We start from the raw sequence: 12,885 nt of genomic DNA, 5'->3' as shown, positions 1-12,885 counted from the left end.
AGGGGCTTTTTGCCCCTTTCATGCTTTTTACGGTTTCGGCGATTGAATCTCATCTCTGCGCCCCCATATACTCAGCCAAGCGCTTTGCCAACGGTATAACAAGCCGAGAGGACATATATGAACCTAGAGCGTTCAGAACGCATCGAGATTCCCGTCCTGCCTCTTCGTGACGTGGTGGTTTACCCCCACATGGTCATTCCACTCTTTGTGGGGCGGGAAAAATCCATTCGCTGTCTGGAAGCGGCCATGGAGCAGGACAAAAAAGTTCTGCTGGTGGCCCAGAAGGATGCGTCAACCGATGAGCCGACGGTCGAGGAGATCTTCTCCGTCGGGACAGTGGCCAATATTCTACAGATGCTCAAGCTGCCGGATGGCACCGTCAAGGTGCTGGTGGAGGGTGGCCAGCGTGCCCGTCTTGAGCGGATGATCGATGACAAGGACTTCTTCGTCGGTGAGGCGCAGTACATCGCCTCCACTGCCATCGACGAGAAGGACCAGGATGTGCTGGTGCGCTCCGCCATCGGTCAGTTTGAAGGCTATATCAAGCTCAACAAGAAGATCCCGCCCGAGGTGCTGACCTCGATTTCGGCGATCGACGACGCTGCGCGTCTGGCCGATACCATGGCCGCGCACATGCCGCTCAAGCTCGAAGACAAGCAGAAGGTGCTGGAAATCGCCTCTGTGTCCGAGCGCATCGAGTTTCTGATGGCGATGATGGAGTCGGAGATTGACCTGCTGCAGGTCGAGAAACGCATCCGCACTCGCGTCAAGAAGCAGATGGAGAAGAGCCAGCGTGAGTACTACCTCAACGAGCAGATGAAGGCCATCCAGAAAGAGCTGGGTGAGCTGGAAGACAGCCCGGATGAATTCGAAGCCCTCAATCGCAAGATTGAAGAGGCGGGGATGCCGGAGGAGGCCCGTGACAAGGCCCAGGCCGAGCTCTCCAAGCTGAAGATGATGTCTCCCATGTCTGCCGAAGCCACAGTCGTGCGCAGCTACGTGGACTGGATGGTGCAGGTGCCGTGGAAGGCGCGTTCCAAGGTCAAGAAAGACCTTGGCAAGGCGCAAGAGGTGCTGGATGCGGATCACTTTGGCCTGGAGAAGGTCAAGGATCGCATCCTCGAGTACCTGGCGGTGCAGGCGCGGGTGAACAAGCTCAAGGGCCCCATCCTCTGTCTGGTCGGGCCTCCCGGTGTGGGCAAGACCTCGCTGGGCCAGTCCATCGCCAAGGCGACCGGTCGCAAGTACGTGCGCATGGCGCTCGGCGGCGTGCGTGACGAGGCGGAGATCCGCGGTCACCGTCGTACCTATATCGGTTCCATGCCCGGCAAGCTCATCCAGAAGATGGCAAAGGTTGGCGTGAAGAACCCGCTGTTCCTGCTCGATGAAATCGACAAGATGAGCTCGGACATGCGCGGCGATCCCGCTTCCGCCTTGCTGGAAGTGCTGGATCCGGAACAGAACAACAGCTTCAACGATCACTACCTGGAAGTGGATTATGACCTGTCGGACGTGATGTTCGTGGCCACCTCCAACTCCATGAACATCCCGGGTCCGCTGCTGGACCGGATGGAAGTGATCCGTCTCTCCGGTTACACCGAAGACGAGAAGCTCAACATTGCCAAGCAGCATCTTGTTGCCAAGCAGATCCAGCGCAACGGCCTGAAAGAGTCCGAGATCACCATCGAAGATTCTGCCCTGGTCGGGGTGATCCGCTACTACACCCGCGAGGCGGGGGTGCGGAATCTGGAGCGCGAGATCTCCAAGATTTGTCGCAAGGCGGTCAAGCGCATCCTGCTGGACAAGAGCATCAAGCATGTTCAGGTCAATCAGGCCAACCTCAAGGAGTTCCTCGGGGTACAGCGTTTCGATTACGGCAAGGCCACCGACCAGAACCAGGTGGGTCAGGTATGTGGTCTGGCGTGGACCGAAGTGGGGGGCGATCTGCTCACCATCGAGACCACCAACATGCCGGGCAAGGGTAAGCTCACCTACACCGGTTCGCTCGGTGACGTGATGCAGGAGTCCATCCAGGCCGCCATGACGGTGGTGCGGGCCCGTGCCGAGAAGCTGCGCATCAATGCGGACTTCTACGAGAAGCGCGATATCCACGTGCACGTGCCGGAAGGGGCGACCCCGAAAGACGGTCCGAGCGCCGGTATCGCCATGTGTACCGCCCTGGTCTCCAGCTTGACCGGCAATCCGGTCCGTGCTGATGTGGCCATGACGGGGGAAATCACCTTGCGCGGCGAAGTGCTGCCCATCGGCGGTCTCAAAGAGAAGCTGCTGGCGGCGCATCGCGGTGGCATCAAGCGTGTGCTGATCCCGAAAGAGAACGAGCGGGACCTCGAGGAGATCCCGGACAACGTCAAACAAGACCTTGAAATCTATCCGGTTCGCTGGATTGACGAGGTGCTGGAACTGGCGTTGCAGGACAATCCGCAGGGGTTTGAGCGCGTTTCTGTCGTGTAAATGTTGATGCGCCGCAAATTTGGCGCATTCGGGGGGTGGTTAAGGCTTGCATGCGCCGGGTAACGGAAGTAGCCTTGACCACCGATCGGGTACTCATGATGAGTCGCAATGCGTGATGTGGCGCGGGTTTGCGCTAGATTGTCACTTGCAACTGATCAGGAGGCTTGCTATAAAACCTCCACTTGTTGTGGCCAGGGAAATCGGCGCCGCAGCGATGTTCGATAAAAGGGGAATATAAGAGTGAATAAATCTCAACTGATTGACAAGATTGCAGACGGTGCTGATATCTCCAAAGCCGCTGCTGGCCGTGCGCTGGATGCTTTCATTGACGCCGTTGGTGAAGCCCTGAAAGAGGGTGACCAGGTTGCTCTGGTGGGTTTCGGTACTTTCGCCGTGCGCGAGCGTGCTGCCCGTTCTGGCCGTAACCCGCAAACTGGCGCGACCATCGAAATCGCCGCTGGTAAAGTTCCTGCCTTCAAAGCCGGTAAGGCCCTGAAAGACGCTGTCAACTAAGTCCGGGCGCTGATATCACATCGGCCACCGTCCTTGGTCGCAGACCAGACAAGTGAGAGGGCTCTCCCTCATACTGATTGACCAAGGCGCATCGCAATCGGTGCGCCTTTTCATTATTTACGCCCATCGAGTTCGGGAGCATAAGTACAAACATGATGTTGGATAAACTACGCGAAGGGGCGCAGGGCAAGGTAGCCAAGGTTATCTTGGGCCTGATCATCCTCTCCTTTGCCTTGGCCGGTGTAGGTAGCTACCTCAATGGCCCGGCACGTACCGCCCCCGCCACCGTCAACGGCAATGAGATCAGCTCGGCTGCGCTGGAAAATGCCTATCGCAACGAGCGGGCCCGGATGGAATCCCAAATGGGGGAGTCTTTCAGCCAGTTGGCCGCCAATCCCGATTACATGAAGCAGTTCCGCCGCGGTGTGCTGGACCGGCTGATCGATCAGGCCCTGTTTGACAGCAAGGCCCGCGAGCTGGGTCTGCGCGTCAGCGACGAGCAGATCAAGCAGGCCATCGTCGCCATGCCGGAGTTTGCCGAAGATGGCAAATTCAACAATGACCGCTACCTGCAGCTCATTCGTCGTGCCGGCATGACCCCCGAGATGTTCCGTGACTCCCTGCGCCAGGACATGGTGCGTCAGCAGCTGATGGGCGCCTTGCTGGGCTCCGAATTTGCACTCAAGGGTGAAGCCGAGCAGCTCGACCGGATCTACAACCAGACCCGGGATCTGCGCCTGGTGCGCCTGGCTGCCGCCGCCTACATGGGGGATGTTCAAGTCTCCGATGAGGAAGTGGATCAGTACTACAAAACCAACAGCGCCCGTTTCATGAACGACGAGAAGGTCAAGGTCGACTATCTGCTGCTGGATGCTGCCACCCTCGGCAAGGATATCAAGGTCACCGAGCAGGATGCCCAGGATTACTACGATCAGCACCAGGACCTGTTCCAGCGTGCCGAGCGTCGTCACGTGGCGCATATCCTGATCCCGTTTGGCAAGGACGAGAAAGCTACCGAGCAGAAGGCTGACGCCCTGCTGGCACAGGCCAAGGGGGGCGATGATTTTGCCGCGCTGGCCAAGGCCAACTCTTCCGACACCTTCTCCGCCAAGAAGGGCGGCGAGCTCGACTGGTTCGAGAAAGGGGTGATGGATCCGGCATTCGAGAAGGCGGCCTTCGCGCTGGCCAAGGCGGGCGATCTCTCCACCGTGGTGAAGAGCCCGTTCGGCTTCCACGTCATCAAGCTGCTGGGGGTTGAACCGGCCCAGACCAAGCCGTTTGCCGATGTGAAAGCGGAGACCATCAGCCGTCTGCAAGCTGACAAGGCCAAGGAGCTGTTCTTTGCCGAGCAGCAGAAGATGGCTGACAGCAGCTTCGAGAACCCGGATTCGCTGGATTTGACCGCCGATGCCATGGGCCTGAAGGTCATCTCCTCTGACTATTTCAGTCAGGCCGATGCGCCGGCACCGCTCAATGATCCCAAGGCGCTGTCCACTGCCTTCTCCGAGCAACTGCGCGATGACAACACCAACTCCGACGTGATCGAGCTGGCGGATGGCAAGGCCCTGGTTATGCACATCACCGGCCATCAACCGAAAGCGGCCAAACCGCTGGCGGAGATCAAGGAGCAGGTGATTGCTGCCATCAAGCACGACAAGGCCAGTGAAGTGGCCCGTGGCAAGGCGCAGGGTCTGCTGGACAAGCTGAAGGCCGGTGAGAACATCCAGGCCGATCTGACTGCACTGGGTCTGAAGGTGGAGACGCACAAGGGCGTTGCCCGCTTCACTCAGGAGATGGATCAGAACCTGCTGGCCCAGGCGTTCCGTATGCCTCATCCGCAGGATGGCAAGCCGAGCGTCGAGCTGGTGACCGAAGCCAATGGCGATCGCGTCGTGGTGGCCCTGGACAAAGTCAACGTGACCAAGGAGCCGTCCCAGATGGTCAGCCTGCTGCAAGGCCAGCTTGGCCAGGGCAAGGCTCAGGTGAGCTACAAGTCGCTGATCGACGAGCTGCGCAAAGCCGCCAAGATCGAGTACTTCACCGATGTGGAAGCCACAGTCGAATAAACCCGACCGGTTGCAACCCATTGAAAACGGCCCCGTGATGGGGCCGTTTTTTTATCTGCAGGAGTGGTGCTGAGGTCGTTATCCTGGCTGCGTTGCAGTGCAGAGCAGGTTGATCGTCAGCAGGGGACTATCCCGGCCATAAAAAAACCGGCAATCGCTTGCCGGTTTTTTCTATTCAAGCGCCTTGGCTGGCGAGGCTTATACCACGCCCTGAGTGCGCAGGTAATCCTCGTAGGTACCGCCGAAGTCGCGGATGCCGTTTTCGGTCAGCTCCATGATGCGGGTCGCCAGGGACGACACGAATTCACGGTCGTGGGAGACGAAGATCAGGGTCCCCTGATACATCTCCAGCGCCAGGTTCAAGGATTCGATGGATTCCATGTCCAGGTGGTTGGTCGGCTCATCCATGATCAGGATGTTGGGACGCTGCATCATCAGCTTGCCGAACAGCATGCGACCCTGCTCGCCACCGGAGAGTACCTTGACCGGCTTCTTGATGTCGTCCTGGGTGAACAGCAGACGACCCAGCACAGAGCGTACCGCCTGCTCGTCTTCGTTGGCCTGTTTCCACTGGGCCATCCAGTCGAACACGTTGAGATCTGTGTCGAAGTCCTCGGCGTGATCCTGGGCGTAGTAGCCGATCTGGGCGTTTTCGGACCACTTGATGGTGCCGCTGTCCGGTGCCAGCTCGCCCATGAGGGTCTTGATCAGGGTGGATTTACCTATGCCGTTGGTACCCAGAATGGCGACCTTCTCGCCCACTTCCAGCATCATGCTCAGGCCCTTGAACAGGGGCGCCTCACCATAGCCCTTGGCAACGCCTTCCACTTCCAGGATGTTGCGGTAGAGCTTCTTCTCCTGCTCGAAGCGGATGAAGGGGTTCTGACGGCTGGAGACCTTCACTTCCTCGATCTTGATCTTGTCGATCTGCTTGAGGCGGGAGGTGGCCTGGCTCGACTTGGAGGCGTTGGCGCTGAAACGGGAGACGAAGGATTGCAGATCGGCGATCTGGGCCTTTTTCTTGGCGTTGTCGGAGATCAGACGCTCGCGGGCCTGGGTGGCCGCCGTCATGTAGTCGTCGTAGTTGCCCGGGTAGACGCGCAGCTCGCCATAGTCCAGATCCGCCATGTGGGTACAGACCGAGTTCAGGAAGTGACGGTCGTGAGAGATGATGATCATGGTACTTTCACGATCGTTGAGCACCTGCTCCAGCCAGCGAATGGTGTTGATGTCCAGGTTGTTGGTCGGTTCGTCCAGCAGCAGGATGTCGGGGTTGGAGAACAGCGCCTGTGCCAGCAGCACCCGCAGCTTCCAGCCCGGCGCCACTTCGCTCATGGGGCCGTTGTGCAGCTCGATGGGAATGCCGGCACCCAGCAGCAGCTCGCCTGCGCGGGCCTCGGCGGTGTAACCGTCATACTCGGCGACCAGACCTTCCAGCTCGGCGGCTTTCATGTAGTCGTCGTCGGTGGCTTCCAGGTTGGCGTAGATGGCATCGCGCTCGGCGATGGCGGCCCACAGCTCGTTGTGGCCCATCATGACCACGTCCAGCACGCGCATCTCTTCGTAGGCGAACTGATCCTGGCGCAGCTTACCGATGCGCTCATTGACGTCCAGGCTCACATTACCGCCAGTGGGCTCAAGGTCGCCACCGAGGATCTTCATGAAGGTGGACTTGCCACAGCCGTTGGCGCCAATCAGGCCATAGCGGTTGCCGCCGCCAAACTTGACGTTGATGTTCTCGAACAGCGGCTTGGCGCCGAATTGCATGGTGATATTGTTGCTGCTTAACAAAGGATGTGTCCCGGGTTGTCTGCCAAATGGCGCGCATTATGGCACAGATCCCCTAAAAGTTTTAGCAAGAACTGTGATCCGCCCCCATTGCGCATGGCTTGTCGCTCATGATGGGCGACCATGAAAAAAGCCGGCACAGGGCCGGCTTGCAAAAGGGGATCCGCGTTTAGTGGGCGGTGGCGCTGGAGGCGCCCAGCCCGGTTTGTGAGCGGACGAACTGGGGCAGGAACTTGGCGTGCTCATCGGCCGCATTCTGCGACTTGTCGGTGACCGAGAACAGCCAGATCCCGATGAAGGCCACTGCCATGGAGAAGAGGGCAGGGTACTCGTAGGGGAAGATGGCCTGGGCATGGCCCAGCACCTTCACCCACACGGTCGGGCCCAGGATCATCAGGCTGACCGCACTGACCAGCCCGAGCCAGCCACCGTAGACGGCGCCGCGGGTGGTCAGACGGGACCAGAACATGGAGAGGAACAGCACAGGGAAGTTGCAGCTGGCCGCGATGGAGAAGGCCAGACCCACCATGAAGGCGATGTTCTGCTTCTCGAACAGGATCCCCAGACCGATGGCGACCACTCCCAGCACCACAGTGGTGTACTTGGAGACGCGCAGCTCGTCGGTTTCGTTGGCCTTGCCCTTCTTGATGACGCTGGCGTAGAGGTCGTGGGAGACCGCCGAGGCGCCCGCCAGGGTCAGGCCCGAGACCACCGCCAGTATGGTGGCGAAGGCGACGGCCGAGATGAAGCCGAGGAACAGGCTGCCGCCGACCGCATCGGCCAGGTGAATGGCCGCCATGTTGGTGCCGCCCAGCAGGGCGCCGGTGGCATCCTTGAAGGCCGGGTTGGTGCTGACCAACAGGATGGCGCCAAAGCCGATGATGAAGGTCAGTATGTAGAAGTAACCGATGAAGCCGGTGGCGTAGAACACGCTCTTGCGCGCTTCCTTGGCATCGCTCACGGTGAAGAAGCGCATCAGTATGTGGGGCAGGCCGGCGGTGCCGAACATCAGGGCCAGACCGAGCGAGATGGCGGAGATGGGATCGGCCACCAGACCGCCCGGGCTCATGATGGCGATGCCCTTCTCATGCACCTTGACCGCTTCGCTGAACAGGGCGCCTATGTCGAAGTTGACGGACTTCATCACCATGATGGCCATGAAGCTGGCACCGGAGAGCAGCATCACCGCCTTGATGATCTGCACCCAGGTGGTGGCGAGCATGCCGCCAAACAGCACGTAGAGCACCATCAGTATGCCGACCAGCACCACGGCGACGTGGTATTGCAGGCCGAACAGCAGCTCGATGAGCTTGCCTGCCCCCACCATCTGGGCGATCAGGTAGAGCGCCACCACCACCAGGGAGCCGCTGGCGGAGAGGGTGCGGACCTCGGTCTGCTTGAGACGGTAGGAGGCCACGTCGGCAAAGGTATATTTGCCGAGGTTGCGCAGCCGCTCCGCGATCAGGAACAGTATGATGGGCCAGCCCACCAGGAAGCCGATGGAGTAGATGAGGCCATCGTAGCCCGAGGTGTAGACCAGGGCCGAGATGCCGAGGAAGGAGGCGGCGGACATGTAGTCGCCGGCGATGGCCAGCCCGTTCTGGAAGCCGGTGATGCGGCCGCCGGCGGCATAGTAGTCGGAGGCCGAGCGGTTGCGCTTGGAGGCCCAGTAGGTGATGAACAGGGTGCCCGCCACGAAGATCACGAACATGACGATGGCCGAGATGTTGAGGGGTTGGCGATGGACTTCACCGGTCAGCGCGTCGGCCGCCAGCAGGGGGGAAGAGGCCAGCGTAGCCAGCAACAGCAGAGACTTGCCTTTCATGATTGCACTCCCTTGAGGATCTTCTGGTTCAACTCGTCAAACTCGCCGTTGGCCCGAAACACGTAGATGCCGGTCAGCACGAAGGAGGCGAGGATCAGCCCCACCCCGACCGGGATGCCACGGGTGATGGTGGAGCCCTGGCTCAAGGGGGTGCCGAGCCAGCCGGGGGCAAAGGCGATGAGCATGATGAAGGCCAGGTAGAGCCCCAACATCAGGATGGAGAGGGTCCAGGCGAAGCGCTGACGCTTGGCGATCAGCTCCTGGAAGTTGGGATCTTGCTGGATCCGAAGATAAGGTTGCTGTTCCATTGCAGTTCTCCATGACATTGAGTGTCAGCGGTGGATGAAGGGAGGTCCCTACCGAGCAGCAGACCTGCTCATGTAAGTGAAATGTGAATTAAATGTTATTGGTGGGCAATTAGACTTTGGGATAAGCCAGTGGCCCGCCTTGGGTCAGGCGCAGGTAGATGAGGGCGGCCGTGATGGCGTCACTCAGGGCGTCGTGGACGGGCAGGGGAGGCAATGCCAGGTGCTGGCAGATGGCGGCCAGATGCAAGTCGATGGCGGCGTCGGGATAGCGCCGATAGAGGCTGTCATGATAGAGGCGGCTCACCTCTATGCCCCGCTGGGGCAGGGTCAGCCCCCATAGTCTCTGGCAGGCCAGGTTGAGAATGCGCAGGTCGTAGGCGATGTGATAGCCCACCAGTTCGCGCGGGCCGATAAAGTCGAGCAGCAGGCGCAGCGCGGCTTCCAGCGTCAATCCCTGTTGCAGATCCTGATGGCGCAGGCCGTGGATCACCACGGATTGCGCGCTCAGACTGGCGGGTGGCTGCACCTTGAGGGTGAGCGCCTCTCCGGTCAGCAGCCGGTTGCCCTGGATGCGCACGGCGCCGATGGAGACTATCTCCGCCCGCTCGGGATCCAGGCTGGTGGTCTCGAAATCGAGGGCGATCCGCTCATCGCCCGGCGGTGCGGTGAAGAGCGGGGCGAACTCTCCCTCACGGAAGGCGCGACCAAGCCAACGGCGTCGCCAGTGGTTCCACATGCCTATTGTCTCAGACGAAAGTGCAAGGTGAGCCACTGCTGGAATTTCTTCACCTGATGCAGCGCTTGGCGCAGCAGATCCCGCTCGCCGTGGCTGAGCTCGCTTACCTGCACCCGGCTGTCGCCTCCCTTGAGCTGGCTGCGCAAGCGCAAGCGGATAAAGAGCCGGAACGCCTCCGCCAGGTTGGCGCCATAGCTGGCGCTGAGCCGATCGCACGCCACCAGCGCCTCGATGCGCCCCAGGGTCGAGGTCTCCAGAATGGTCGCCTCCAGCGCCAGCATGCGGATGCCGTGCACCAGCGGGAAGAGGCCGCCCCGCTTGAGATCAAGCCCGTCCGGCGCCCGCTCCAGCCGGCCAAACAGGGTCAGCGGCGCATGAAAGGCCACCGCCGGCCGCACCATCTCCGCCAGCAGATCCTGCCGATCGGCCAGTTGCTCCCGCAGCTTGCGGGCGACGGGAGGCAGCAGGCCGCGATCCCCGGCGATGGGGTGGGCATCGGCCAGGGTAGCGAGCCAGAGCAGGTCGGCCTCGCCCGCGTTGACGCAGGCCCGCTCAATCTCCTGTTGCCACTCGTTGACCTCTTTCACCCAGCTCGGGTTGTTGACCATCACCTGGCCGGGGCAGGGCGGATAACCGAGCCGCTCGAGCAGGGCGCTGAAGGCGGCCAAGTCGGCCTGCTGATTTGGCCAGTGCAGGCCGGCGGGCAGGATCAGGGCATTGTCCTGATCGGTTTTCTGGATCTGCTCGCCGCGCCCCTCCGAGCCCAGCATCAGCAAGCACACCTTGTCCTGTACCTCGGGCGGGATCACCAGGGCAAAGGCCTTGGCGATCAGCTGTTCGTTGATGGTGGCGATGAGCCGCATCAGGAAGGCGGTGTGGATCCCCTGGCCAAACAGGGAGCGAGTCAGCTGTTGCTGCTCGCGGGCCACCGCCTCCAGTGCGGGCTGGGAGTCTGCCCGGGCGATGCGCAGGGTCAGCACGTGGGAGTGGGTGGAAAAGAGCCCCAGCACCTGGGTCAGCTGCAATATGCCCGCCACCTCGCCTTGTTGCCAGATGACCAGCCGCTTGATGCGATGACGGGTCATCAATAACAGGGCATCGAACAGGTAACTGCCCAGCGGCAGGCCAATCAGCTGTGTCGGGGTCAGCACGGCGAGTGGCGCAGTCAGCGGCAGTCCCTTCAGGGTGAGGGCGTGCAGCAGTGTCTTGCGGGTCGCCAGGGTCAGGCTGCCATCCGGCGCCGGGTAGAGCAGGCAATCCGTGCCTTTGGCCACCATGGCCTCGGTGGCCGCCAGCAGGCTGAGCCGGTTTTCGACGACGAGCGGCGCCTGCAGATGGCCGGGTTCGATGCGGGTCAGGATAAATTCCGCCAGATTCTTCTGGCCCAGCTGTTCCCGTTGCTCCTGCTGCTGTTGCCGCTCGACCAGATTGGCGGTGAAGTAGCTGGCCAGCGCCGGCGCCTGCTCGCAGAGGGCCAGAAAGGTGTGGCGGGGGATCAGCTGGCAGAGGGTATCTTCCAGCGCCGTGAAGCTGTGGCGACAGCGGCCGTCAAACTGGGCACGCACGTCGAACAGATCATCGACCCCGTAGTCACCGAAGTGGTGGTGAGGCGCCGACTCCTCCACCGCCCCCTTGATGACGAGGTAGAGGCCGGGCGGGACATCACCGGCGTTGAGCACCACCTGACCTGCGCGGAAATAGCAGATGGAGAGGCTCTGCGCGAGCCGCTGGCGCTCTTCGGCGCTCAGGCTGTCAAACGGCGGGCGGGAAAAGTTGAACAGGGTGGTCATGGCAATCCTTGGCCGGTGGCGTCAGGTCAGTCTGACAAAGCGGTAGCATCTGAGCCAGCCGACTTTAGTCGCACGCGGCATCTGCAACGGGAAACATATGCCCTCGCTGTACCTGGCGATAACACTCTGATAACGTGGTGGTATGACCAGTGAGTCAACAACAGGGATCAAGGAGAGGACAAGGGAGATGGAAAAACCAAGGGTCAAGTGCGAGATCCGGGACGGCATCGCCGAAGTGATACTGGCGCGGGGGGACAAGCTCAATGCGCTGGATAGAAGCATGTTCGGCGCCATCGACGAGACGCTGACGCAGCTCGCGCAGCACAAGGGGTTGCGGGCCGTGATCCTGCACGGTGAAGGGCGTGCCTTCTGCGCCGGACTGGATGTGAAATCCATGCTCAAGCAGCCGGTGGCGGCGCTCGATATCCTCAAGCGCGAGGCGGATGAGGCGACCAACCTGGCCCAGCGGGTGGCTTACGGCTGGCATCAGCTGCCGGTGCCCGTGATTGCGGTGACCCAGGGGGTCTGTTTTGGTGGCGGCCTGCAAATTGCGCTGGGGGCCGATTTTAGGTTCAGCACCCCGGATTGCCGCTTCTCGGTGATGGAGATCAAGTGGGGCATCATTCCCGACATGAGCGGCAGCGTCACCCTGCGCAACCTGATGGGGGTGGACACAGCCATGGAGCTGGCCATGAGCGGGCGTGAATGCGATGCGCTGGAGGCGAGATCCCTCGGGCTGGTGAGCCGGGTCTGCGAGGATCCGCTGGCAGAGGCGCGGGAGTTTGCGAAGACCCTCATCACCAAGTCGCCGGACGCGCTGGCGGGGATCAAGCAGCTCTACCATCAGGCCTGGGCTCGCAGCGATGAGGTGATGCTCAAGGAAGAGACCCGTTTGCAGAGACAGATCCTGGGGCGGCCCAATCAGTGGCGCGCCACCCTCAACAGCCTGTTTCGCTGGCGCTTGCCATTCGGACCCAGGCGCAACGCGCTCTGAGCGGCCCGTACCCCAGACTGATGCAGAACAAATAAAAATGGCAGCCGAGGCTGCCATTTATAAATCAATAATGCTTTGTTTTATAAGCTCTTTTTGTTTTTAGTGTCCGCAATGTGTCCACGACTCTGACAAACTGACCACGCTTATAGGGCCAACCACATCTCACAGGCTTCTATTTTCCGTGAGATAAGCCAACAAGTACATCAGGGTCACATTCCCCCTTCAAAATTTCAGTTCTCAGAGGACCCCTTCTTGCACCTAAGCGTCTGAAACAAAACGCCTTCTAGCTGTTCCCTCGCGGAAAGCAGGATCCTTCCAGATAGTTCAAATCCCCACGGAAAGTACGCTACTCCCAATATATTCAATGACTTACGTTTTCTACGCCGCTAGTCA

9 protein-coding genes are annotated in these 12,885 nt (G+C 60.6%); 4 read left to right on the top strand and 5 right to left on the bottom strand.

Annotated elements, in window-relative coordinates:
- Window positions 1-117: 117 nt before the first annotated feature.
- From lon to ppiD, 3 genes are all read left to right on the top strand, one after another.
- Complete coding sequence (gene lon, locus IU367_RS12285) at window positions 118-2,472, top strand: endopeptidase La (protein WP_043136319.1); 2,355 nt, start codon at window positions 118-120, stop codon at window positions 2,470-2,472.
- Between the two features lie 240 nt (window positions 2,473-2,712).
- On the top strand, window positions 2,713-2,985 hold the full coding sequence (gene hupB / locus IU367_RS12280; RefSeq protein ID WP_005315375.1) for a nucleoid-associated protein HU-beta: 273 nt from the start codon (window positions 2,713-2,715) through the stop codon (window positions 2,983-2,985).
- Window positions 2,986-3,137: 152 nt separating this feature from the next.
- Entirely contained in the window at window positions 3,138-5,051 is a 1,914-nt protein-coding gene (ppiD, locus tag IU367_RS12275; protein WP_274452034.1) for a peptidylprolyl isomerase, read from the top strand.
- A gap of 198 nt (window positions 5,052-5,249) precedes the next feature.
- Here ppiD and IU367_RS12270 read toward each other — a convergent pair whose 3' ends face one another.
- From IU367_RS12270 to IU367_RS12250, 5 genes are all read right to left on the bottom strand, one after another.
- The gene (locus IU367_RS12270; protein WP_043555498.1) at window positions 5,250-6,842 is read right to left on the bottom strand and encodes an ABC-F family ATPase; all 1,593 of its coding nucleotides are present in this window, start codon (window positions 6,840-6,842) and stop codon (window positions 5,250-5,252) included.
- A 166-nt stretch (window positions 6,843-7,008) separates the two neighbouring features.
- Window positions 7,009-8,664 (bottom strand): cation acetate symporter, encoded by a 1,656-nt coding sequence (locus IU367_RS12265; RefSeq protein ID WP_098984201.1) that lies wholly within the window; start codon window positions 8,662-8,664, stop codon window positions 7,009-7,011.
- On the bottom strand, window positions 8,661-8,972 hold the full coding sequence (locus tag IU367_RS12260; protein WP_043136310.1) for a DUF485 domain-containing protein: 312 nt from the start codon (window positions 8,970-8,972) through the stop codon (window positions 8,661-8,663). Before IU367_RS12260 ends, IU367_RS12265 begins: the two co-directional genes overlap by 4 nt.
- Before the next feature lie 109 nt (window positions 8,973-9,081).
- Complete coding sequence (locus IU367_RS12255) at window positions 9,082-9,708, bottom strand: 3'-5' exonuclease (protein ID WP_274452033.1); 627 nt, start codon at window positions 9,706-9,708, stop codon at window positions 9,082-9,084.
- 2 nt (window positions 9,709-9,710) lie between these two features.
- The gene (locus IU367_RS12250) at window positions 9,711-11,498 is read right to left on the bottom strand and encodes a putative nucleotidyltransferase substrate binding domain-containing protein (RefSeq protein ID WP_274452032.1); all 1,788 of its coding nucleotides are present in this window, start codon (window positions 11,496-11,498) and stop codon (window positions 9,711-9,713) included.
- A 187-nt stretch (window positions 11,499-11,685) separates the two neighbouring features.
- On the opposite strand from IU367_RS12250, the gene IU367_RS12245 reads away from it, so the two are divergent.
- On the top strand, window positions 11,686-12,492 hold the full coding sequence (locus IU367_RS12245; RefSeq protein WP_274452031.1) for a crotonase/enoyl-CoA hydratase family protein: 807 nt from the start codon (window positions 11,686-11,688) through the stop codon (window positions 12,490-12,492).
- Window positions 12,493-12,885 lie beyond the last annotated feature (393 nt).

This window comes from Aeromonas bestiarum, from assembly GCF_028751155.1.
Lineage (GTDB): Bacteria > Pseudomonadota > Gammaproteobacteria > Enterobacterales > Aeromonadaceae > Aeromonas > Aeromonas bestiarum.
This window is presented reverse-complemented; position numbering and strand designations above follow the sequence as displayed.

Coding starts and splice junctions, on each gene's coding strand:
- lon (WP_043136319.1), top strand. CDS start 118: ATGAACCTAGAGCGTTCAGAACGCATCGAGATTCCCGTCCTGCCTCTT.
- ppiD (WP_274452034.1), top strand. CDS start 3,138: ATGATGTTGGATAAACTACGCGAAGGGGCGCAGGGCAAGGTAGCCAAG.
- IU367_RS12265 (WP_098984201.1), bottom strand. CDS start 8,664: ATGAAAGGCAAGTCTCTGCTGTTGCTGGCTACGCTGGCCTCTTCCCCC.
- IU367_RS12260 (WP_043136310.1), bottom strand. CDS start 8,972: ATGGAACAGCAACCTTATCTTCGGATCCAGCAAGATCCCAACTTCCAG.
- IU367_RS12255 (WP_274452033.1), bottom strand. CDS start 9,708: ATGTGGAACCACTGGCGACGCCGTTGGCTTGGTCGCGCCTTCCGTGAG.
- IU367_RS12250 (WP_274452032.1), bottom strand. CDS start 11,498: ATGACCACCCTGTTCAACTTTTCCCGCCCGCCGTTTGACAGCCTGAGC.
- IU367_RS12245 (WP_274452031.1), top strand. CDS start 11,686: ATGGAAAAACCAAGGGTCAAGTGCGAGATCCGGGACGGCATCGCCGAA.